The sequence below is a fragment of the Nostoc sp. NMS8 genome (assembly GCF_017115045.1).
Lineage (GTDB): Bacteria > Cyanobacteriota > Cyanobacteriia > Cyanobacteriales > Nostocaceae > Nostoc.
Genome location: NZ_JABXKK010000116.1, coordinates 252,726 through 276,811 on the forward strand (window position 1 = coordinate 252,726; position 24,086 = coordinate 276,811).

Annotated in this window: 12 protein-coding genes and 1 pseudogene; 5 read left to right on the forward strand and 8 right to left on the reverse strand. The window is 41.3% G+C overall.

The annotated features are described in order from the left end of the window. Nucleotides 1-910: 910 nt before the first annotated feature. Nucleotides 911-2,164, forward strand: coding sequence for a glycosyltransferase (locus HWQ39_RS32110; RefSeq protein ID WP_292853984.1), 1,254 nt, complete (start codon nt 911-913; stop codon nt 2,162-2,164). A 186-nt stretch (nt 2,165-2,350) separates the two neighbouring features. Here HWQ39_RS32110 and HWQ39_RS32115 read toward each other — a convergent pair whose 3' ends face one another. Both HWQ39_RS32115 and HWQ39_RS32120 read right to left on the reverse strand, forming a co-directional pair. Further along, nucleotides 2,351-2,797: a hypothetical protein gene (locus HWQ39_RS32115; RefSeq protein WP_292853985.1), complete on the reverse strand. Its 447-nt coding sequence runs from the start codon at nt 2,795-2,797 to the stop codon at nt 2,351-2,353. A 159-nt stretch (nt 2,798-2,956) separates the two neighbouring features. Next, complete coding sequence (locus tag HWQ39_RS32120; protein WP_292853986.1) at nt 2,957-4,186, reverse strand: anhydro-N-acetylmuramic acid kinase; 1,230 nt, start codon at nt 4,184-4,186, stop codon at nt 2,957-2,959. Between the two features lie 714 nt (nt 4,187-4,900). Between HWQ39_RS32120 and HWQ39_RS32125 the strand changes: the two genes are divergently transcribed. Then, nucleotides 4,901-5,704: a hypothetical protein gene (locus HWQ39_RS32125; RefSeq protein WP_292853987.1), complete on the forward strand. Its 804-nt coding sequence runs from the start codon at nt 4,901-4,903 to the stop codon at nt 5,702-5,704. 481 nt (nt 5,705-6,185) lie between these two features. Beyond that, entirely contained in the window at nt 6,186-7,601 is a 1,416-nt protein-coding gene (locus tag HWQ39_RS32130) for a folate/biopterin family MFS transporter (protein WP_292853988.1), read from the forward strand. A 116-nt stretch (nt 7,602-7,717) separates the two neighbouring features. Here the strand turns inward: HWQ39_RS32130 and HWQ39_RS32135 are convergent, their stop codons facing one another. The 5 genes from HWQ39_RS32135 to HWQ39_RS32155 form a co-directional block, all read right to left on the reverse strand. Beyond that, nucleotides 7,718-8,872 carry a universal stress protein gene (locus tag HWQ39_RS32135; protein ID WP_292853989.1) on the reverse strand — a complete coding sequence of 385 codons (1,155 nt, stop codon included), beginning with the start codon at nt 8,870-8,872 and terminating at the stop codon, nt 7,718-7,720. Between the two features lie 77 nt (nt 8,873-8,949). Next, on the reverse strand, nt 8,950-9,552 hold the full coding sequence (gene kdpC / locus HWQ39_RS32140; RefSeq protein ID WP_292853990.1) for a K(+)-transporting ATPase subunit C: 603 nt from the start codon (nt 9,550-9,552) through the stop codon (nt 8,950-8,952). Between the two features lie 507 nt (nt 9,553-10,059). Next, on the reverse strand, nt 10,060-12,165 hold the full coding sequence (kdpB, locus tag HWQ39_RS32145) for a potassium-transporting ATPase subunit KdpB (RefSeq protein ID WP_292853991.1): 2,106 nt from the start codon (nt 12,163-12,165) through the stop codon (nt 10,060-10,062). Between the two features lie 229 nt (nt 12,166-12,394). Continuing rightward, nucleotides 12,395-14,080 (reverse strand): potassium-transporting ATPase subunit KdpA, encoded by a 1,686-nt coding sequence (gene kdpA, locus HWQ39_RS32150; RefSeq protein ID WP_292853992.1) that lies wholly within the window; start codon nt 14,078-14,080, stop codon nt 12,395-12,397. 681 nt (nt 14,081-14,761) lie between these two features. Then, a complete protein-coding gene (locus tag HWQ39_RS32155) occupies nt 14,762-20,245 on the reverse strand; it encodes a Calx-beta domain-containing protein (RefSeq protein ID WP_292853993.1) in 5,484 nt (1,827 codons plus the stop codon). Nucleotides 20,246-20,792: 547 nt separating this feature from the next. On the opposite strand from HWQ39_RS32155, the pseudogene HWQ39_RS32160 reads away from it, so the two are divergent. Further along, nucleotides 20,793-21,334 (forward strand): annotated as a pseudogene (locus tag HWQ39_RS32160) (Uma2 family endonuclease). Between the two features lie 282 nt (nt 21,335-21,616). Then, the gene (locus tag HWQ39_RS32165; RefSeq protein WP_292853994.1) at nt 21,617-22,360 is read left to right on the forward strand and encodes a DUF561 domain-containing protein; all 744 of its coding nucleotides are present in this window, start codon (nt 21,617-21,619) and stop codon (nt 22,358-22,360) included. A 128-nt stretch (nt 22,361-22,488) separates the two neighbouring features. Here HWQ39_RS32165 and HWQ39_RS32170 read toward each other — a convergent pair whose 3' ends face one another. Then, a complete protein-coding gene (locus HWQ39_RS32170) occupies nt 22,489-23,637 on the reverse strand; it encodes a DegT/DnrJ/EryC1/StrS aminotransferase family protein (RefSeq protein WP_292853995.1) in 1,149 nt (382 codons plus the stop codon). Between the last annotated feature and the right edge of the window lie 449 nt (nt 23,638-24,086).

Genomic DNA, 24,086 nt, shown 5'->3' on the forward strand with positions numbered 1-24,086 from the left:
GTTTACTTGTAGGTTATCAGACATATCAAAAGCTGATTTATTACCCATTGCATAATGAAGGGTAAGAGTATCTCAATCAGGCTTGACATAAGGAATCAGAAAAATCTAATGTGCTGCTAATCAAACAATAATTTAGAAGCTGAATCATATAATTGTTATCCATAGCGGCTCGTTTCGTTTTTTTACCGAAGAAAGGCAGTCCCGATGAAACGAATTTCAAAAGCCTGGGATAAAAGAATGACTGGGAATAGGGACTGAGGACTGGTATTTGTACTCAACACTAGCTCAACGCCCTGCTATACATGTACAGCACTCAGGGGTTCGGGTTAAGGAGGTTTATTTAACCTTGAATAGCTGAAACGAAGTAAGCAGGTTGACCAATATCATTTTCTTGAATTCTGATGAAGGATTTTACTCTCGCTTACAACTCATCATAGATATAATACAAGCGTATTATAGACCATCGGCTGCTGATTTTCTCTAGCTTCGTAGCGCTCTTTTATTACTCTCGTCAGATTAAATTTGAAACCCTATTTTGGCGTTAGTCCGCGCAGGCGGACGAGAGTTTGTGTAGCCGCGATTTCTAATCGCTTGGATTATTGTATCTCCAGAGTCATAGAAGAGCGTTAGAATCCCAGGTAAATGTAAATTTTTGTGTATAAATTCAAATTTATGTTATTTTTGTTATATTTTAGTTAAGTGAAGACAAAGTAGAAAAATTGTTTTTCAATTGAAAATAAAAGTAACCTCATCAAAAACTTTATATATTTCTAGAAATCAATTTTTCTTTGCCTTAGGATATTTAATGAATTACCCAAACTAGCAAAATACATATTTACTTTCATTCAAGTTTAGACGCTTGTTTTAGAGAGAAATATTTTTTGCATAGAAACTATTTGAGACGAATATTATGAAAGTTTTAATTGTTACGTGTCACTTACCAACTGATAATAAAACTGATAAACATGGATGGTTTAAACGCCTAGAACTATTTATCGATGCGCTCAAGGAAATTGCTGAGATCCACATCCTTTACTATCTTAGTAACGGGGAAGAAAATTTGACCTTAGAAAAAACTGCTGAGATAGAAACAAATTTAAGTAATCAATTCAATAAGAAGGTTAGTTTATATATTTTTCCGTATGTAATGAAAGGTAACTTAGTAGGGAAAACAATAGATTTAATTTTGAATTTTTATGATAAAAAAAGATTATTTTATAGCAAAAACTCTTTAGATACTAAATTTTTTCAAGAGAAACTTCAAATAATAAAACCTGACATAATATTTTTTAGTAGATTACTGTCAATTTTCCCAGCATTAGGTACTGAATATAACTTTCCTACGATTTTTTTCGATGTTGACGATATTTTCCACACTGATTATTACAAGAGGCTATGGACATCTAAGCTACTTTATTTAGGGAATTATTGGGAGAATATTAAATCACTTCCTATTTTCTTTTTTCAGACTCTTTATAAAGAATTACTACTTTCTCGTGCTGTTGCAATTTCAGACTTAACATTTGTCTGTTCTGAGATCGACCGTAAATATGTTTTGGAAAAATTTAATGATTCTCAGGTTAAAACAGTAGCAAATGCTGTAACTATCCCAACGGCAAAAAGTTCGCTTCCTAGTAACCAAAATTTGCTGTTTTTAGGAAATTATGACCAATCGCCTAATAATGTTATTGGTGCTAATTTCTTGATAGAGAAGATTTGGCCGCTTATTTATCAACAGCAGCCAGAAGCACGTTTAATTATTGCTGGCAAGAGTCCTGATAATATTCGTACTTACAATGACAATATTCCTGGAGTTGAATTTACAGGCTTTGTCACAGATATAAATGCTCTTTATGACCAAATTCGCGTCGTTTGTTGTCCAATCTTATCTGGAGGTGGTACTCGACTTAAAATCATCGAAGCAGCAGCGTATGGAAAACCAATTGTTTCAACTAGTGTTGGAGCAGAAGGACTGGAAATAATAGATGGGAAAGAATATATGCTTCGAGATCAGCCTGAAGATTTTGCCCAAGCTTGTCTAGAGTTATTTAGAAATAATTTTCTTTGCGAAGAGCTAGGAAATCAAGCTCGTGCTGCTGCTATAAAACATTACGATCGCAACTCTATAGTTAATCTTATACAAACATATTTTCAGCAGTTCTAAGAATAAATTGAGCAAATTGCCAAGGTTTTCTCCTAAGCGTTCACCGAAACAGTGCTGAGTAACTCGGCTTAGAGTAAAAAAAGTAATAATCGCACTCAGCACTCCTGAAAGGGTAGCAAAACGATATTCAAAATATGTAACGGAAAGCTTCTGGACTAGATGTAGAGCAGTGAGGTAGCCTTGCCCTTAACTTGATTGACGCTCTAGACTAGCTTCCATTGTGTTAGTTAAACAATGACCAGCCAAAATGCCACTACTGAGGTAATATGTATCTTCCGAAATCCGGTGTAGGGTTTCAAAGCCACTACGACGATGACGATCGCCTAGTACCCAGTAACGCTGCACAATAGTATCTAAACCAATCCAGCCTTCGCCTTCAACCTGACCCAAAATATTATGTTGTAGTAAAAAAGTATATTGACGCTCTCCTTCATGGAGCCGCCCCTTGTATTGTAAAGAGATTTCGGAGCGATCGCTACCTGGGAATATTAATTTTGTGGCCATGGTGAACCAGTTATCTCGATGCCAAGCTACCAAGGTCATACCCTTAACGCTGATTGGTATACCATTACGTTCCAGCCAATTTCCTTGCATTGCCCAGCGTCCTGGTTCTAATAAAAAAGTATGAGCCACCTTTTATATATCCTGTCTCGATCGAGTGCCGCCAAGACTACAGTTATAGCAGTGCTGAGTTAAGAGTTAAGAGTTAGGAGTTAGGAGTTAAAAGTTAGAAATTCTTTTCCTACTTTCCCATTCAGTACGGGCTAAACCTTAGCTATCAGCTAACAGCACTTAAGACTGACCTTGCTGAATTTCTCCCAAAAGCACTTCTTGAGGTGCCCCAGTGGCAGTAGGTAGGTTGCCAGGAATGCCCAAATTTCGCCAGTAGGCTAAAACTGCGAAAGCGATCGCTTCTTTAAAATCTGCACTCAAGCCGACTTCATCTGTAGTCCAGACTGGTATTGATGTCATCAACAACTGTAATCTTTGTTTGAGATAAAGATTGCGACTACCACCACCACATAATAGTAGCCGTTGTGGCATTTCCGGCAAAAAAGTGTGGTAACTATGAACAATTGAAGCCGCTGTGAGTTCCGTGAGAGTTGCCAGTACATCAGCAGCATTAAGTTTGTATGCTTGGGCATCTTTTAAACACTGATGCAGATAAGTTATACCAAATAACTCTCGACCAGTGGATTTAGGCGGTGGTAGATGAAAATAGTCTTGGCTTAACCATTGTTCTACCAATGCATCGCAAGGAGTACCACTTGCTGCCCAATTGCCGTCTTCATCATAAGTTTTAGCACCAGCGCTTAAATGCTCCACCGCAAGATCCAACAGACTATTTCCTGGGCCAGTATCCCAAGCGCGAATTTTTGAGAGCCAGTCACCATGCCGAGGCGGAATATAAGCAACATTGCCAATCCCACCAATGTTTTGAATGCAACGCCCTTCCTGAGGATGACTGAGTAAATAAGCATCGACTCTGGGCACGAGAGGCGCACCATGACCACCAATAGCGATATCAGCAACACGGAAGTTGCTCACAGTTGTAATAGCTGTAAGACGGGCAATTAATGCACCGCGCCCTAGTTGCAGACTGTAACCCAAGGGAGTGCTAAGTGCTGTTAGCGGATAGCTAAGGTTTAGCCCGTAACTCCCCTCCTCCCCTGCTCCTTCTTTGGGTGGTCGATGATAAACTGTCTGACCGTGGGAACCAATGAGAGTAGCTGGCTGATGACCAAGTTGAATATTTTGGGCAGCTTGAGCAAAGACAATGGCGATCGCATCATCTATTTCTGCTAATTCTGCCATTGAGATGGCAAGGCCTGCACCAACTGCCAATATTCTTTCTCTGAGTTCAGCTGGATAAGGATATGTTGCCCCAGCTAGCAACTCAACTTTGAGATCCGATTCTGTACCGGAAATATCTACTAACACAGCATCTATGCCATCTACGGATGTGCCACTAATTAAACCAATAACGCGAGTAGGAACAGCAACTTCTTCAGTCGGATGCATGGATCGAGATTCTTTTGTTGATTGCAAGAGGTAGTTTAATTCATGCTACTACCCATGTCAAAAGAACTCAGGCGGCATAGTTGACTGGAGAAAGACGAATAATGAGGAAAAAGGTGAGAGGCAGCCTACAGCTACCTGTCAAAGAACATTGTAGTTCGCTTGAACTAAAAAGAAGAATTTTGAAATTAGAGCAATTCCAGAGTTATGAAATGTCTTAGAACTATCTAGATGTATTGTGAAAATTGATGCAATCGGTTGCCATAACAAGATTGTGAAGTTAATCACACAGCAAATGCAGGTTATGTAATTACCTGAAAGAAGAACCGAGGTAATCTTAACCTTTGAGGTTGAAAAACTATTCAGCCAAGGGATAAGTACTGATTTTCAATGGTTTGGCAGCGCACAATGCCTCATGCCTTCTTGATCAGAACCCTAAAAATATAAACTGCCTGCGAATCACAAAATGGCAAGTTCTATAAATGAAGCTTGTTTACAATTTAGCACTGATGACTTCGCATTTTCTATATAAAGCTATAGATATTACAGAACATAAGATCAGTAATTATCCTCTAAATAAAGTCCAAGAACCTGGATTTTTGTCTGGATATAGTCAAATCGAAAAAGTAGTAATCCCTCTGATGTTGGAATCTGTAAGCACACTGCACAATGAGGCTATGAACACAAGAGATTAAAAAACAAAATAAGGATTATCAAATGAAAAATCTTCTAATTAAGTCTGCGATCGCTTCTGGTGTAGTTTTGTCTTTAGCTACTATTACCCGTCCTGCAACGGCTGCGTCTTTTGCGGTCTCAATAGAAAACGCAGGCGTACAAAATGCAAATTTATCAAATCTTGTTAATGCCCATGTAGACACTTTTGATTCAGAAGCACAAGGTTATAAAGGAACAGGATTTGAATGGAAAGAGGGACAAACAAAGATTGGTAGCTATAGCAATACTCTGGTCGAAAATGCAGACCAATATGGTGGTGCTGGTGGAACAGGCAAGTATTTTGATGTAGATACAAATAGATCGGGTAATGGTCAGAAGGTTTCCACCCTCAATTTGACAACCCCACAAAGTTACTTTGGACTTTGGTGGTCTGCGGGAGATGCTAACAACGTAATTACATTTCTTTCACAAGGTCAAGTTGTACAATCTCTAACCACCGCTGATGTGGTTAGTTATATCTCAAAGCTACCAAATAAAGCCAGCTACTACAGTAATCCTAATGCGGCATTCAAAAATCAAAATTCTGGAGAACCCTATGCGTTCATCAACTTCTACGATGTTGGCGGAACTTTTGATCAGGTTCAATTCACCAATGTTGGCGGAACTGGTTTTGAATCAGATAATCACACAGTCGCCACTAGCTACAAGAGTATCACCGGAGATGTAGTTACTCAAGCTGTTCCTGAGTCTTCTTCTGTATTAGGAGTTTTTGCGATTGGTTTTGTGGGTGCTGCTTCAGTTATGACTCGTCGAGCTAAGAAAAACTCAGTTTTGCAATTGTCTTAAGTCTAGTGGCTTGCAAGTAACGCAATTTCTAGCTTACATTAAGCATCTTCTGTGCTTCTGATGAAAGTTAAGGGAATGTCACTCTCAAGCGATACCTGCGGCGGCTACGCCTACGCCACTTTAATAGCACTGCTTTCAAGCAATTTTATTAAAGATACCAACTCTAGCTCAGTAAGATTTGCCTGATTTTCTTTATGCCTTACTCCCAGGCTCCACTTCACGTAGCGTGCCGTAGGCAAGATTTCAGAAGTTCCAGCGAAAAGTCAACATTAAATACAAGTTAGGGCGAGCTTACTTAGGTAAACTCGCCCTAATTGTTTGGCGATTTATTTTATGAGCAGCCAACTCTACAATACTTAAATTGCCTTCTGCTTGGAGATATTGGCTAAAAGCTTAACTTGGCATAGAACTGATCCTAAAACCCAAGTCTTAAGAATCGATATGATAGAAAAGTAGATAAAATTTAAAAAATATTTATCGAATGGTGCTTCAATCATCTGGCTTGTCCAAGGTCAAAGACTCACTAAGACAAAAAATCTTCTTGGGTAATGAACCCAATGCAGAGTTAATTGCAATTCTCACCGTTTACTTTGTCCAAGGAATTTTAGGGCTATCGCGTCTAGCCGTGAGCTTTTTCCTCAAAGATGAACTGCTGCTAAGTCCAGTCCAGGTGTCGGCACTATTGGGAATTGTTTTCCTACCTTGGATGATCAAACCAGTGTTTGGTTTTATCTCTGATGGTTTGCCTATATTTGGCTATCGTCGGCGTCCTTACTTGATTTTATCTGGGATATTGGGAACTGCTTCTTGGATAAGTCTGGCCACAATAGTTCATACTAGCTGGGCAGCTACCTTAGCGATCGCTCTTAGTTCTCTTTCCGTTGCTATGAGTGATGTCATAGTTGACTCGCTGGTTGTAGAACGTGCCAGAGGCGAATCGCAAGCAAAAGCCGGTTCATTACAATCTCTATGTTGGGGTGCTTCTGCGATCGGAGGTTTAATTACAGCATACTTTAGCGGTCTGCTACTTCAATACTTTACTACCCGTACCGTTTTTGGGATTACCGCTTTCTTTCCTCTCATCGTTTCAGGGGTAGCTTGGTTAATTGCTGAGTCACCCATTCGGAAAGATTCTCAAGATAGTAATCAGACAAGCCCCCTACCCATCAAACATCAACTGGGGCAGCTACGCCAAGCCATTACCCAAAAAACAATTTGGCTACCAACGGCATTCGTCTTCATCTGGCAAGCTACCCCAAATGCTGACTCGGCCTTTTTCTACTTCTCTACCAACGAACTACACTTTGAACCAGAATTTTTGGGGCGGGTACACTTGGTAACAAGTTTCGCTTCTTTAGTAGGCGTTTGGATTTTTCAACGTTTCCTCAAAAGCATCCCTTTTCGAGTGATTTTTGCTTGGAGTACTGTTATTTCGTCAATTTTGGGGATGACGATGCTCTTGTTAGTGACTCACACAAACAGACTGTTGGGTATAGATGACCACTGGTTTAGTTTGGGTGATAGTCTTATTCTCACTGTAATGGGTAAAATTACCTTTATGCAAGTGATGGTGCTAGCAGCAAGGCTTTGTCCCCCTGGAGTGGAAGCGACATTATTTGCCTTGTTAATGTCGGTTTTTAATTCAGCAGGAACGGTTTCCCATGCATTTGGGGCATTAATCACCTATTGGCTGGGGATCACCGCCACGAACTTTGAATCACTTTGGCTATTAGTGCTAATTACTAATCTCAGCACTCTGTTACCTCTACCATTTATCAATTGGCTACCTGCTGCCCAGGAGCAAACTGAGACACCCGAAGATGGGGAAAAAGCGTTTTTGCCAGATTTGATGTCTGAGTTGGTATTGAGAGAACCAGAGTCGAAAATAGTGGAATAGTGTAACACAACAGTTTTCAAGTAGATAAAGTACAAAGTCCAGGACTCAAAATCAGACATCAAGATGTTTCCACTTACTGCCTCCCGCCCTCTGCCCCCTGCTTCCTACCTCCTGCCCTATTTGGGTGAAACCATTTTTTCGCTAGCAATGATATGCAAATCGATGTTTTTGAGTAAGCGTACCAATTTTTGCGTCAAAGATCCTTTGAGAAACATAAGCCAGCGCGATCGCTGACTTTCACCAATCACAATCTGGGTGATCCGATGTTTCTCGGCGACTTCAGCGATCGCATTAGCGACGTTACTGTTGGTAACACGAAGAAAAGTACCTTCAAATTCTTTACAGAGTTTCTCACAGGTGTGGATGTGTAAGCTTTCTTCTTTAGTGAGGAAGCGCTCTGGATTGGCAACGAATAAAGTATAAAGTGGGGCGTTCATATAGTTAGCCAGCCTTGCACCCCGGCGTAACAGTTGCACTGAATTGGGATAGGTGGATACGCATACCAAAACTCGCTCGTGAATATTACAAAATTGCCCATTAGGAGTAGAGGCGATCGCATTTCCTTCTACATTGTCTGCTACTTCGCGCAAAGCTAACTCCCGCAAAGCAATCAGGTTACGGCGTTGGAAAAAATTATCGAGGGATTGTTGGATTTTTTCTGGTGCGTAAATCTTGCCTTCTAATAACCGTTCTTGCAGCGTTTCGGGCGTGACATCTATTACCACTATTTCATCTGCTTCATCCAGAATCCTGTCAGGAACTCGCTCACGGACTACTACACCTGTAATTCTAGCTACTAAGTCATTGAGACTTTCCAAATGTTGTACATTCATTGTGGAGTAGACATCAATACCTGCTGCCAAAACTATTTCGACATCTTCGTAGCGTTTTTCGCGTAGGGAACCAGGGACATTGGTATGGGCAAGTTCATCGATTAAGACTAATTGGGGCGATCGCTCTAAAATAGCATTTGTATCCATATCCGTTAGTGTCAACTCACCCTGCGGATATTGCTTACGGGGTAAAATCTCTAGTCCCTCTGCCTTCTCAACTGTCTCTTTACGTCCGTGGGTTTCTAAAAGCCCAACGATGACATCAATTCCTTCATGTTTGAGTGCGTGTCCCTCTTCCAGCATCCGATAGGTTTTGCCTACTCCAGGAGCCATGCCAATAAATATTTTGTGCTTACCCCGTCGTCGTGCCGGATAAAGCGAGTAACTTGCAGAATTTAAAGGTACAGTGCCAGCCGAACCAGTATTATTATCTGACATTTCATTCTTGGTTTCTATCGCAATCCTATTTCATCTGAAAACGGCGCTTTACCCAATGCCCAATTCCCAATGCCCACTTACTGATTTTGCTGACGATTAATATCTTGCAAGTCAAGAGCATAATTCAATCGGAGAACATTGACTCCTGGTTCGCCAAAAATCCATAAAAATCTGCCATCAGTATACTTGTTAATTAAACGTAGGATCTCATCTTCTTTTACTTTCCGCGCACCAGCAACCCGAGCTAATTGCTGCCGTGCTGCTTTGAAGGAAATATGCGGATCTAAACCAGAGCCAGATGTATAAATTATATCAGCAATCGGTTGAAGATTTTCGTCTCGCAATTGATTTGCGTCTTCTAGAATCCGCTTCATTAGTTCTGGATTGCTAGCAGCGAGATTGCTGGCTCCAGATATGCCAGTTGGCTTGGCTTTTTTTCCTTGGCTATATCTAACAGTACTGGGACGAGGATGGAAATATCGCTCAGATGTGAACACCTGCCCTATCAAAGCTGAACCAATTGGTTCATTATTTAAATTCAGCATAATGCTGCCATTAGCTTGATAGTGGAAAAAAACTTGACCCACTACAAGGATAATTAGGGGATAGATAATTGCAGTCAACAACCAAAGCATTAGAGTTATAAAAATTGCTCTGATGGTTTCTCGAATAATAGCCATAATAAGTTTTCCAATTGCTCCTAAAATTTTATTTTTTATTTTTATTTTTTATTCTTTTGCCCACTCAGGAAGAAGTTAAAAAATGCTGTTAGCAACAGTATAAAACACTGGGGCAACTACCACATTCAAACACAGCAGGATAAAAATAGCGAGTGGTAGGTGTTGTTTAGGCTATTGTAAGCAAACAAAGGATGTTGCCGAAGCGGTGCTGAATTAAAACGACGTTTATTCATATTCTTCTTTTTCCTTTTCTCAACAGGTAAAAGTAAAAATGTTTATTATTTTACTTTAGTCAAGATGCGTTCGTTTCCCTAAGAAGATGTTTGAAAAATATTAGGCAATAGAATTCGGTACTACACAAAACTTAGTCCACGGAGGTGGACTAAGATAAAATCAAGGGTTTTTAACCCACATTCGCCCTTGGCGTTCCGTAGGAAAGGTGGGTTTAGGTTTGTGCGCGACTTCCAGTCGCCCGGTGAGTAATAAATTAGACTTTTCAAACATCCTCTAAGCCAAACCTATAACTGTAATCAGTATATCGATCAACTTAATAGCAATAAACGGTGCAATCACCCCACCTAAGCCGTAAATTAAGATATTGCGTTGGAGTAGCTGATTAGCAGTCAACGGTCTAAATCGCACACCCTTTAATGCCAAGGGAATCAAAGCGGGAATAATCAAAGCATTATAAATCAGCGCTGATAGTACAGCAGATTTCGGGCTAGTCAAATTCATAATATTTAGGCTTTGCAGGTTAGCAGCGACAAATATCACTGGGATAATTGCAAAGTATTTAGCAATATCATTAGCGATGGAAAATGTCATCAATGCCCCGCGAGTAATCAACAATTGTTTACCAATGCTAATGATATCGATCAGCTTTGTGGGATCGGAGTCCAAATCGACCATGTTGGCGGCTTCTTTGGCAGCTTGCGTCCCCGTATTCATGGCAACGCCGACGTTAGCTTGGGCTAATGCTGGAGCATCATTAGTTCCATCTCCTGTCATGGCAACCAGTTTGCCTGCGGCCTGTTCCTTTTTAATGACGTTAATTTTGTCCTCTGGTGTGGCTTCGGCAATGAAGTCATCCACGCCTACCTCTTTGGCAATGACCGAAGTTGTAATTCGGTTGTCTCCAGTTAGCATGATACTATGGACTCCCATGCGTCGCAGTTGCTCAAAGCGATCGCGGATACCAGGTTTAACTATATCTTTGAGATAAATAATTCCGTAAATTTCGTTATCTAGGCTGACTGCTAGGGGTGTGCCTCCCAGGCGAGAAACTCGTTCGTAGACAGCATTTAATTCTGGTGTATCACGTCCGTTGCGGGAACGCACAAATCCTTTAATGGCTTCTACTGCTCCCTTTCTAGCCTCATACCCACCAGGTAAGTTAGTGCCACTCATCCGTGTTTTGGCGGAAAAACTAACTCCTTCTGCCTGGTTGGGGTCAAAATCAAACCGTGCTACCAACTTTTCTGCAAGTCGGACAATGGATTTACCTTCTGGTGTATCGTCAAAGACACTAGCCGCCCAGGCAACATTAGCAATTTCTGACATTGAATGACCGTTGATGGGAATAAACTCTTCGGCCAAACGGTTGCCAAGGGTAATTGTACCTGTCTTATCAAGAACTAGAGTGTTGATATCACCACAGGCTTCGACTGCTCGTCCTGAAGTCGCAATGACGTTAAATCGGGCAACTCGATCCATACCAGCAATGCCAATGGTACTTAGTAAGCCGCCAATGGTTGTAGGAATTAATGCTACTAATAGAGCAATTAAAATTGGGATACTGACCGGACTGTTGACATAGTAAGCAAGTGCAGGCAGAGTTACCACGACTAACAAAAATACTAAGCTGAGAACTGCTAGCAATACTGTCAGAGCAATTTCATTGGGCGTTTTACTGCGTTCTGCCCCTTCTACCAAGGCAATCATCCGGTCAATAAAGCCTTTGCCTGGATCGGATGTGATGCGAATAATTAGCTCATCTGAGATAATCCGCGTCCCACCAGTGATAGAACTGGCAACATCGGAACCTGATTCTTTTAATACTGGTGCGGATTCCCCTGTAATTGCCGATTCATCCACTGAGGCAACACCCATAATTACTTCACCATCGGCGGGGATGATATCACCAGCAACGACGTAGATGGTATCACCCTGTTTGAGGCTAGTGGATGAAACTTCGCTAAGGGCGCCATCAGGAGCAAGTTTTTTCGCGATCGTCTCTGATTTCGTTAACCGCAAGGCATCAGCTTGGGCTTTACCCCGCCCTTCTGCCACTGCTTCGGCAAAATTGGCAAACCAAACTGTAAAGAACAAAATCCCCGATAACAAGCCGTTGAAAAGTTGCGGGTTCTTTTGAAGGGCTGGGCCAAACAGGTTGGGATCAATTGTTAGCAATAGGATGATGATTGTCCCTACCCAAACCACAAATATCACTGGATTTTTGATTGCATATTTAGGGTTGAGCTTGACAAAAGCATCTCTAATTGCTCTTAAATACAGCCATTTCTTACTTGCCCTGGCCTTTTTACGTCCTTGGCGGCGATCGCCAGAACGAGAATTTGGGCGTCTAGCTTTGAAGTTAGTTGCCACTTGATTCATAAATAAAGTTAGAAGTGAGAAGTACAGACGCGATTAACCGCGTCTGTACAGGAGTTAAGAAGTAGAGGATTAATCGCGTCTGTACGGGAGTTAGGAGTTATTAGGGACTTATAATAAAATATCCAACCTGTAGGGTGGCGTTAGTAAGACACTCTACGAAACTGGATAATTTATTTATTTTTTAGTATTCTCTTAATTCCAAACTCATCACTCATAACTCATAAATTTTCTAATTGCCAGATGCTAGCTTTAAACCCTCAGCTATGGGGCCTAAAGCCAGAACGGGAAAGAAAGTCAATACTCCCAAAACCAGTGTCACTCCAGCGGTGATACCAGTAAATACCAGGGAATCAGTTCTTAAGGTACCAGGGGTTTCGGGGACTGGTTTTTTGCAAGACATGCCGTCAGCCAACAGCAGGATAGCAATTATTGGAATGTAGCGTCCTCCTATTAAGCTAACTAAAGTACTCAAGTTCCACCATAGGGTATTATCCCTCAACCCCTCTAAGCCGGAGCCATTGTTTGCTGCTGCTGAGGCGTATTCATAAACTACTTGAGAAATACCGTGATAGCCAGAGTTGCTAATTCCAGATAGTGAGATGGGATAAGCTAGAGCGATCGCACTGGGAATCAAAACTAGAATTGGGTGAATCAACAGCACAACGCTGGCAAGGACGATTTCTCGCTTTTCAATTTTGCGTCCTAAAAACTCTGGGGTGCGTCCTGCCAGGAGTCCAGTGAGGAACACTGTGAGAATTAAGTAAATAAATAAATAAGCTGTTCCAGTTCCTTGACCACCCCAGAGAACCTGGATAAATAAGTTGAAGAGAGTCGAAAATATTCCTTGCGGCATCAAAGAATCGTGCATCCCATTCACCGCACCAGACATAGTAGCAGTAGTCATCACTGCCCAAAATGCCGTTTGTGCCCAGCCAAATCGAACTTCTTTACCCTCTAAATTAGGCTGTTCTAATCCAAAAGCGTTATTAACTAGGGGATTACCTTGTAGTTCTCCTACAGCTGTCACTCCCACCAGAATTACAAAAATCACAAACACCATCCAAAAAAGTAGCCAAGCTTGTTTGATGTTGTTGGCAAATATACCGTAGGTGTAAATCAAGGCTGCTGGGATAGAAATCATGGCGATCATTTCTATCAAATTAGAAGCGCCATTGGGATTTTCAAAGGGATGTGCCGAGTTGACGCCAAAAAAGCCGCCGCCGTTCTCGCCCAAAAGTTTGATCATTTCAAAGGATGCTACTGGGCCTCTGGCAAGATATTGCGTCCCGCCTTCTAAGGTTCTCACATCTAAAGTGTTCGCTAATGTTTGTGGCACACCTGTTACCAGCAAAGCGATCGCGCCAATAATCGAAATCGGCAGCAATATTCGCGTAATTCCACGAACTAGATCGACGTAAAAGTTACCCAGCCGTCTACCCGTCAACCCACGAATAAAGGCAATTCCTACAGATAAACCGGTAGCTGCGGAGGTGAACATCAAAAAGCCTAAAGCTGCTACCTGGCTAAAATAGCTTAAGGTTGTCTCACCAACATAGTGTTGTTGGTCGGTATTTGTCACAAATGAAATGGTTGTGTGCAGTAAGACATCCCAAGCGGGCGCACCAAAGCCGTTAGGATTCCAGGGTAAGAGTCTCTGAAAATATAGCAGTAAATATATTGAAGCAGCCATAATAATATTGCTACATAGTACAGCCCGGATATACTGCCAACCCGTCATATCATCTTTTCTCCGAACACCTGCTAGTACGAACATACTTCGCTCTATGGGGTTCATTAAAAAATCCAGCAGTGTTCTTTCACCCAAGAAGACACGTGCTATGTATCTTCCAAATAGCGGAGTGATTGTTATGACAATACACAGCGTTAAACCTATTTGCAAAAAACCTTGTCCCATATATTTTGTGCTAAATTAAAATTCAGTGCTAACAAGCCAATTCTGAGAAATAATAGATTAACTGTGGGAATATTTGATTTCGAGAGATTTACTATTTTCCAGATAATTTTTAAAGTCTTTGTTAAGAATATTTAATTTTTACTCTTAATTTATCTATCTCACTAGTTAGGATTATTTGTTTATACAATACATTTTCCCAGTTTGCTACTTTCAAAGAGATCAACAGCACCAATCAAAGAAACATTTTTGCTTTCTTTTGGTGGAGATGTACGTGTGCTTGTTGTCTTGCTGATAGAACGGGCAAACAATCATACTAAGGTTGAAGAAGAATTCAGAAGTTAGAATGGGCTACACCCTACTGCGCTAACATGAGCAGGGCTGGAGACTCCGAAAGCTCCAGTCACAATTAAGACACTCTCTACGAAAACTTACGCGTAGAGACATTCAAAGTATAGATTAAAACCGTACTTCTTCCCTCTACCTAATGTCCTCTAGTAGGCGAAAATAAATTCAAAAATTCTCGCCTTAAAACTCTATTTCTTAAGAGTGGGAAGCACTTCGAGAAGCCTCAGCGACCACTACGCGAATATGGGTAGAGTATTCAGAATTCTATTAGCGCAGGGGGGCGTAGCCCATTCTGAATTCTGACTTCTGTTTTATATAGTATTAAAATTAAAAAACTTAGTGGTCATCATTCTTGATTGTGCCAATTCCTTGATTGTTAGTAAATATAGCGTTTGCGGCACCATAAATATTAACAAAAAATGTCTCATTAGCTTCAATTTTATTATCACCATTGACGCCAATACTAATAAGTTTGCTGGTTTCCCCAGGATCAAAAATAATTGACCCAATAGCAGAATTGTAATCAGAGTCAGAAACTTTAGCAGTACCATCACTCGTACTATAATAAACAATAACTGGCTGAGAAATGCTACCAGTGAGAGTTACAAAAAATTTGGCACTAGTTATCATACTTGTAGTACCTTCATTAACTAAGACATCTGAAATACTGACACGTGGCTGGTCATCATCATTGACGATAATGGCAACTCCTAAACTGTCATTAATCGTAGACTTTGTAGCATTAAAGAGATTGACATCAAATCTCTCGTTAGTTTCAAATTTGCTATCGCCTATAACGCCAACACTAATAATTTTGCTGGTTTCCCCAGGATTGAAAACGATTGTCCCCTGAGCAGAATTGTAATCAGAGTCAGAAACTTTAGCAGTGCCATCACTGGTGTTGTACTCTACAGTGACCTGTTGATTGCTGGCATCTGAAAGAGTAACAGTAAAGTTAGCATTAGTTGTTGTGCCTGTATCACCTTCATTGACGAAGACATCCGAAATTTTGATATTAGGGAGTTGAATATTATCATCGTTGATGATGGTTGCAATTCTTGAACCATCAGCAATTGTGGCATTTGTTGGAGTCAAAAGATTAACAGAAAATGTCTCGTCGGGTTCATTTGTATTATCGCCTATGACGCCAATACTAAGAGTTTTGCTAGTTTCACCAGGAGCGAAAATAATCATCCCTGAAGCAGAGTTGTAATCAGAGTCACTAACTTTAGCAGTGCCATCACTCGTATTGTAATTTACAGTAACTTGCTGATAGCTGGGATTAGAGAGACTAATAGTAAAGTTAGCGTTAGTTGTTGTACCTGTATTGCCTTCAGTAATTGAGACATCCGATATACTGATAGTTGGTTGGTTGTCATCATTGATGATACTAGCAACTCCTAAACTATCAGTAATTGTGGCATTAGTCGCACCCAAAAGTTTGACAGCAAATGTCTCGTCAGTTTCAAATTTGTTATCGCCGATGACACCAATACTAAGAGTTTTGCTAGTTTCGCCAGGATTGAAAGTAATCGTCCCCGCAGTAGAATTGTAATCTGAGTCAGCAGCATTAGCAGTGCCGTCACTTGTGTTGTAATTTACAGTAACCTGCTGAGAACTGGGATTGGAAAGAGTAATAGTAAAGTTAGTGTTAGTTGTTCCTGTATTGCCTTCAGTAATTGAAACATCCGAAATGCTAATAGCTGGTTGGTTGTCATCGTTGATGATAGTACCAACTCCTAAATTATCTGCGATCGCGGCATTTGTCGCACCAAAAAGATTTACAGAAAATGTCTCGTCGGCTTCAGTTTGGTTATCGCCGATGACACCAATGCTAATAACTTTGCTGGTTTCACCAGGATTGAAAGTAATCGTCCCTGAAGCAAAGTTGTAATCAGAGTCACTAACTTGAGCAGTATCATCACTCGTCTTGTAATTTACAGTAACCTGCTGAGAACTGGGATTGGAGAGACTAATAGTAAAATTAGCGTTAGTTGTTGCGCTTGTGTTGCCTTCATTAACTGAGACATCCGAGATGCTGATAGTTGGTTGACTGTCATCATCAATGATGGTAGCAACTCCTAAACTATCAGTAATTGTGGCATTTGTCGCACCCGAAAGATTGACAGAAAATGTCTCGTCAGTTTCAAATTTGTTATCGCCGATGACACCAATACTAAGAGTTTTGCTAGTTTCGCCAGGATTGAAAGTAATCGTCCCCGAAGCAGAGTTGTAATCTGAGTCAGCAGCATTAGCAGTGCCATCACTTGTGTTGTAATTTACAGTAACTTGCTGATAACTGGGATTAGAAAGACTGATAGTGAAGTTAGCATTAGTTGTTATACCTGTATTGCCTTCACTAACAGAGACATCCGAGATGCTGATAGTTGGTTGATTATCATCGTTGATGATGGTAGCAGCTCCTAAACTATCAGTAATTGTGGCATTAGTCGCACCTGAAAGATTGACAGAAAATGTCTCGTTGGTTTCAAATTTGTTATCGCCAATGACACCAATGCTAAGGGTTTTACTGGTTTCGCCAGGATTTAAAGTAATTGTCCCCGGAGTAGAATTGTAATCTGAGTCAGCAGCATTAGCAGTGCCGTCAATTGTGTTGTAATTTACAGTAACTTGCTGATAAGTGGGATTAGAAAGACTGATAGTGAAGTTAGCATTAGTTGTTGTACCTGTATTTCCTTCAGTAACCGAGACATCCGAAATGCTGATAGTTGGTTGGTTGTCATCGTTGATGATGGTTGCTGTAGCTGAATTATTAGTAATTGTGGAACTTTCCGGCGCAGCTGTGAGGTTGGGGTTACTTAGGGTAACAGTAATGTCTTCGTTAAGTTCAAAGGTGTTGTCACCCAAAACATTGGCTGTAATTGTCTTTGTGGTTTCCCCAACAGCGAAGCTTAAAGTCCCAGATGCAGCGCTTCCTCCACCCGTAACTTGAATATTGTTATAGTCACTGCCAAAAGTTGCCGTACCGTTAAAAGCATAATCTACGGTGCTAGCTACACCAATACCACCACTGCGAGTAACTGTGAAGCTAACAGCTTGAGTACCACTATTACCTTCTGTTAAAGTTGAGGTAGAAGTAGAAATTGCATATTGAATCGCATCATTAGCAGCAATATTTAGAGTCGTTTCAGTTATTGTCCCCAAATCCGCTCCTGTTAGCGTACCGAAGTTGAGTACAACCGTCTCTGTATTCTCAGGTAAATCGTCTGGGTTAATAGTAAAAGTAATTAGCTGTGTTAAATTTGCGCCTGTTGCTCCAGCAGCAAAAGAGATACTAGTAGGGGAAAAAGTGTAATCGTCGCCACTAGTAGCCGTACTACTATTTTTGACGACAATAGAAACTGTGACAGCTGTTTCGGGAGAGGCATTTAAAGTAACAGAAATAGTTACTGTAGTGGCGGTACTATCTTCTGTTGTATTGTACGTAGCAGCACCAAAGTTGACTTTTGGAAGCACATATTCAAATGCTCCAATGTCAATTCTCGCACTTTCAATACGGTTAAAATCTATACCGCGCTGGTCGGTAGTTAAGCCGCCGCTGTAAGCCGGATCGCCAGCATTCCTGGCAGGGCTGTTAAAGTATAAAGCATGAGTTTGTGTAGAGCCACCGTAATCTCCTAGCGGTTTGAGTTCGGGGTTGGGGTTAATAATATCTGTACCCATACCCAGAGTCCCTGATAATTTACCAGCAATTTTGCCAATCAGGTTGTAACCATTACTATTGAAGTTGCTACCATAGACATCGGCTCCTTGATTACCTGGGTCAATATTGCCAGCAATGATGCTATTGCTAATGCTAACCGTGCCGCCAGCTCTATAAATACCGCCACCATCACCTTGACCGTTGTTATCGCTATCAGCAGTGTTTCCAAAAATAGTGCTATTACTCACTGTGGCATTGTTGGTATCGATGCCGCCACCATAAGTTTTAGCTGTATTGCTAGAAATAGTGCTGTTGCTTATGGTGAGAATACTGCTGCTGAAGATGCCGCCACCATTACTGTTCGCAGTGTTGCTAGAAAAAGTACTATTGCTAATAGTGGCATTGCTGCTGTAGATACCGCCGCCGTTACTGTTCGCAGTGTTGCTAGAAAAAGTACTATTACTAACAGTAGCATTGCTGCTGTAGATACCGCCGCCGTTACTGTTCGCAGTGTTACTAGAAATGATGCTATTACTAAGTGTGACACTACTGGTGCTGTAGATACCGCCGCCGTTACTGTTCGCAGTGTTACTAGAAATGATGCTATTACTAAGTGTGACACTACTGGTGCTATAAATGCCGCCACCATTATTTACTGCATTTCCCCTAGTTATGTTCAACCCATCAATTGAGAGGGAGGCACTGGCATTAAAAACACGAGAAGTATTGTTACCACTGATGGTAAGTTTATTAGCCCCAGTTCCTTGAATAATGACTGCTTGAGTAACATTCAATTCCCCAGAAGTGAGGGTAATGGTGTCGGGGGTGGCATCACCGAATATTCCAGTCGGATCAAAGATGATTGTCTCAATCCCTGGATCGTTATTGGCATTGATAATAGCTTGCCTTAAGGAGCCAGCACCGCTATCGTTGGTGTTAGTTACTATATAGGTGGTGCCATCTACTTTGACAGATACATCGTCAATGGCTAAACCATGATCGTTGCCTCCATCATCTATATCTTCCCAACGTAATATAATCTCTTCACCGTTAGCTATTGGGGTAGCTAGGTTAAGTATTACAGGCGTTATGACAGTTCGATTGGCAATTTGATTGCCATTCAGGGCGCCTGCTGTTGCAGTTGCAATTGGCCCGGTGAAATCTAGCGATGTAACAGGCGTCCATGTTCCTGTTGTTAAACTTGCAACAGTTGACCCAGTTTGATAACTAAATTTCAGCTGTTGCGGCGATGTATTGCCACCATTACGCCATTGCTCACCTGTATAATTTACTTGCAAGCTAGTAATTGGTGAACCTGTGTTGTTTTGGAGGCGCAACCCATAATAAATAGTTCCTGTAGTACCGGAAGCTACAGAACCAAGTGCCCGTTCTGTGGTCGTACCAAAACTGTACATTGCCCCTGTATTATTAGTGCCAGAACCAGCGTTATAAGTAGTTCTTGTGGAATACCAGCCTGGAATGGTTGAATCATTAGTCCAAGCAATAGATGTTCCCGAGGCAGCTAATGTGTTGAAGTTTTGAGAGTATGTGCCAGTAAAACTAACTGACCCTGGTACAGATGGCAAAATAGACTTGTAAGCCTCTATGACTTCAGATTTAAAAGCCAGGGAAGCCTCAATTTTTCCTGTCTTCACTTCTAAATCCCAGTTGCCACCTAAAGCTGCATTTCCGGTTTTGTTGGTGGAAGCCGCAACATCTGCCCCAGTAATTCGGCTAATCTGCTGTACAAATTTTGTGCCTTCACCGCTGGCTACATCACAGCCATACAGCAAAATATCAGCATTCTCAGTTAAAACACTTGCCCATTTTTGTAACTGATTTGCATAGCTATCCAGGTTACTGAGGTTGAGGTTGCCTGACCCTAGTTGCAAACTCCCCGCACTTCCGTGAGAAACAATATGAATTGATTGAACTGAATTTGATTTACGTTTTTCCAGAAACTCGGTGATTTGTGCTAAACCATCTCTATTGGGATCAAGAATAACGACTTCACTGCCGAGGATGATACCAGCTACTAAGTTTTGGTAATCTATAACTTTTGGATCTATGAAAACAATATTTGTGCTTGCTTCTAGTAATTTTTTAGTAGAATGATTTCTGATAGTATGATGATAACTCTCTGGCTGTTTTTTCATAATCCTTAAATAGAAATTTAGATTGAATAAGATATTTGTTAGCTTTAGCTTTGTAATATTTTTCGTGCAGAACAAAACGGAAAGTGAATGGCTGTGCATTCGCTTTCATTGTCAAATTAAGTCGGCGATTTAACCTTTTAGCTAATGGGTTAAAGCCGTAATATTTTTAATTTTTATATAACCAAGCACACCTTCAATAAAGTTAGCTATTTTTTAGTCATAGCTTTTCTTTATAGCAATTTATACTAAGTCTAATGACAAGGCAACTGCATTTCCACTTAAATCGTGATGGATTGACTGAAATTTGAGTAGATTAGTTTATTAACAGTTATGGTGCTACTAATGCTTTTTGGATAGCTAAAACTGCGGCTTGGTGCGATCGCATATTTCTAGTTTCTGCAAGATAGTATGGACATGCTAAGGGCAATGTAGAGTCTTGGAAGTGACAGGTTTGGCGATGGCTGGGGAATTTATGGGGCGATCGCACCTGGAGAGGTCTGTTGTCTCCATAATTAATATAGATACAAGGCGTGTAACTAGAGGTTTTATGTCCCTAACCCTTGAAGACTTGGAACAAATGCAGCAACAGCATCCTGACTTCCGCATGGAACTAGTCAAGGGTAATATTATTGTATGAGTCCATCAGGATACGAATCAGATGAAGTTGCCGCTGAAATGGTAGCCCAATTACGTAACTGGGTTAGACCGCGCAAACTCGGACGAACAGAAGCTTCTAGCGCCGGTTTCAGGTTGCCTAATTCCGATTTGCGCGCACCGGACGCTTCATTTGTTTTAGCCGAACGTTTGCGTCGCAGGCCGAAGTCTTTTGCTCAATTGGCTCCCGACTTGACTGTAGAGGTGAAGTCCCCTAGCGACAATTTAGAGGATCTGAGAGCCAAAATTCAAGAATTTCTGAGTTTAGGAACTCAGGTAGGACTTTTGCTCAATCCAGATGAGCGAATTGTTGAAGTTTACAATTTTGGACAAGAGGCAATAATACTTCGTGATGGCGATATTTTAACAGTTCCCGAACTGTTCCCAGGATGGGAAGTACCAATTGCAGATTTGTGGCCTCCAGAGTTTGACTAGGATAGTGTTAACAATTCAAAATTCAAAATTAAAGATATTTTGCCCACAGCACGTTACGCGAACAGACGCAGATTTAAATCCGACTGTAGCTTGCTTCCCGCAGAGTAAACGAGCGGATTAGTTTTGACTTTGCCTCGGAACTACGTGTAAATATTAAGGATCTAAAACCCCTTAATTTACGATAAAACTATCAATATTTGACAATTGCCGTAGCGATCTAGCCTCTAATCAACTGAGGAACGGTAGAATATACCTAATTTTCTTAGCTTCAAAAACTAAACTATGACGATGCATTCCAGACTCCAACATGCATTTACTAACCGCCGCGTTTTAAAAGTGATTAGCGGTTTGAATAACTTCGATGCCGCTAGCGTTGCTGCTACTGTCAAAGCTGCTGAATTTGGCGGTGCTACTTTTGTCGATATTGCTGCCGATCCAGCTTTAGTCCAGCTAGCTAAAAGTTTGACAAATTTACCAGTTTGCGTATCGGCAGTAGAGCCAGATAAATTTGTGCAGGCTGTGGCAGTTGGTGCTGATTTAATTGAAATTGGGAATTTTGATTCTTTCTATGCTCAAGGACGCCGCTTTGAGGCTCCAGAAGTGCTAGCGTTGACTAAGCAAACTCGCGGTCTCCTGCCGGAAATCACCCTATCTGTTACCGTTCCCCATATTTTGGAACTAGATCAGCAGGTACAGTTAGCAGAAGAACTGGTGAAAGCTGGAGCAGATATTATCCAAACTGAAGGTGGTACTAGCAGTAACCCAGTTCACCCTGGAACTCTAGGATTAATTGAAAAAGCTGCTCCCACGTTGGCAGCAGCTTTTGAGATTTCCCGCGTAGTGTCAGTGCCAGTATTGTGTGCATCAGGCATTTCTAGCGTTACCGCGCCGTTAGCGATCGCGGCTGGTGCTGCTGGTGTTGGTGTTGGTTCCGCCATCAACCAACTCAATAGCGAAGTGGCAATGATTGCTGCCGTGCGTAGCTTAGTAGAAGCCTTAGCAAGTGCAATTGTCGTAAGGAGTTAAGAGTGATGAGTTAGGAGTGATGAGTAATGAGTTATGAGTTATGAGTTGAAGAAACTTATTCATTCAAAACTCCTAACTTCTAACTCCTAACTTCTAACTTCTAACTCCTAACTTCCAACTTCTAACTTCTAACTCATAACTTCTTTCAAGGCATAAATCACCTGGTCTTGCTGCTGTTGTGTCAATTCTGGAAACATCGGCAAGGATATGACTTCATGGCAAGCTTGCTCTGCTATTGGTAAGTCTCCAATTTGATAGCCCAAATTCTGATAAACTGGCTGCAAATGTAAAGGATGGGGGTAGTAAATCATTGAACTCACACCCTGTTCTTGCAATTTGCTACGCACCCAATCTCGATATTTGGCGCTAGAACCATTTCGCCCTTCGCCTGATATGCGAATAGTATATTGATTCCATACTCCAATACCCCCAGGTAATTCTTGGGGCGGGACGATCCCCGGAATCTGACACAGATATTGGTAATAATAGTTGGCGATATTTCGTCGGCGCTCATTCCAAATATCTAAATAACGTAGCTTAATCTGCAAAATAGCTGCTTGAAGAGCATCTAAGCGGCTATTTACACCAATTTCTTCATGTAAATATCTAATTTTACTGCCATGATCTCGTAAGATTCGCAGTTTAGTGGCGATCGCTGGGTCATTAGTCGTGATTGCGCCGCCATCGCCGCAACCACCAAGATTTTTGGTAGGGTAGAAACTAAAGCAACCAATATGTCCAATACTTCCGACTTTTTGATCGGCCCAAATTGCGCCTGTAGACTGAGCGCAATCTTCAATTATTGCCAAATTGCGAGACTGAGCGATCGCCATCAATGATGTCATATCCACAGGCTGCCCAAATAGGTGAACTGGGATAATCGCTTTAGTTTTGGGTGTAATTGCTGCCGCTACTTGCTCTACATGTAAATTAAACGTAGTTGCATCAATATCGACAAAAACAGGCTTTGCCCCCACGGCGCTAATCACTTCAGATGTAGCAATAAAGGTGAAAGGCGTTGTAATCACTTCATCGCCTGTACCAATTTCCAAGACTCGTAACGCTAAGAAAAGCGCATCAGTACCAGAATTACAAGCCACACATTCAGTAACAGTATTATAAGCGGCAAACTGTTGTTCAAAACCTTCAACTAAGGGGCCGCCAATATAGCGACCAGAAGCCAAAACCTCTAAGACAGCTGCACTTACTTCTGCTTCAATGGTGGTGTATTGCTGCTTGATATCAAAGGCAGGGATGGGATTTACACTTTGGATCATGAGTTCTTATTTTATCGGGAGATACAAAGGATGCACTTCGACAGTCAATTTTTGCTGATTGAATTGTTAATCAAAGAAGAGCTACTAAAAGACTATCGCCCAAGATACGCATCTATTAGGGATTTTACTTAAGTTGTGGTGCAGTAAGCTACCGCACATTTAATTTACAGATATAGGCATACTAGGTGTTTGCCATGTTAAGGTCGTACCATTTGGAATTTTGAATTGATGAAAGTGATACATATCAAGGGGTTTCGGCGAGAAGTCTCACACGATAGGTACTCGTTGCTGGGGGAGGAACGCCGCTCCGGGACTGGGGACTGGGGACTAGGCAGTGGGAAAACATTCAAAAATTTGGCAGGAGTTAAAGCAAATTCCATAATTTTTAGCTTGAAAAGGAAATCCCCAGTCCCTAATCCCCAGTATCCAGTCCTTTTTACTCAAGATCC

Bases quoted from the DNA above. Each gene is read 5' to 3' on its own strand.
- HWQ39_RS32110 (WP_292853984.1), top strand. From the start codon at position 911: ATGAAAGTTTTAATTGTTACGTGTCACTTACCAACTGATAATAAAACT.
- HWQ39_RS32120 (WP_292853986.1), bottom strand. From the start codon at position 4,186: ATGCATCCGACTGAAGAAGTTGCTGTTCCTACTCGCGTTATTGGTTTA.
- HWQ39_RS32125 (WP_292853987.1), top strand. From the start codon at position 4,901: ATGAAAAATCTTCTAATTAAGTCTGCGATCGCTTCTGGTGTAGTTTTG.
- HWQ39_RS32130 (WP_292853988.1), top strand. From the start codon at position 6,186: ATGGTGCTTCAATCATCTGGCTTGTCCAAGGTCAAAGACTCACTAAGA.
- HWQ39_RS32135 (WP_292853989.1), bottom strand. From the start codon at position 8,872: ATGTCAGATAATAATACTGGTTCGGCTGGCACTGTACCTTTAAATTCT.
- kdpC (WP_292853990.1), bottom strand. From the start codon at position 9,552: ATGGCTATTATTCGAGAAACCATCAGAGCAATTTTTATAACTCTAATG.
- kdpB (WP_292853991.1), bottom strand. From the start codon at position 12,165: ATGAATCAAGTGGCAACTAACTTCAAAGCTAGACGCCCAAATTCTCGT.
- kdpA (WP_292853992.1), bottom strand. From the start codon at position 14,080: ATGGGACAAGGTTTTTTGCAAATAGGTTTAACGCTGTGTATTGTCATA.
- HWQ39_RS32155 (WP_292853993.1), bottom strand. From the start codon at position 20,245: ATGAAAAAACAGCCAGAGAGTTATCATCATACTATCAGAAATCATTCT.
- HWQ39_RS32165 (WP_292853994.1), top strand. From the start codon at position 21,617: ATGACGATGCATTCCAGACTCCAACATGCATTTACTAACCGCCGCGTT.
- HWQ39_RS32170 (WP_292853995.1), bottom strand. From the start codon at position 23,637: ATGATCCAAAGTGTAAATCCCATCCCTGCCTTTGATATCAAGCAGCAA.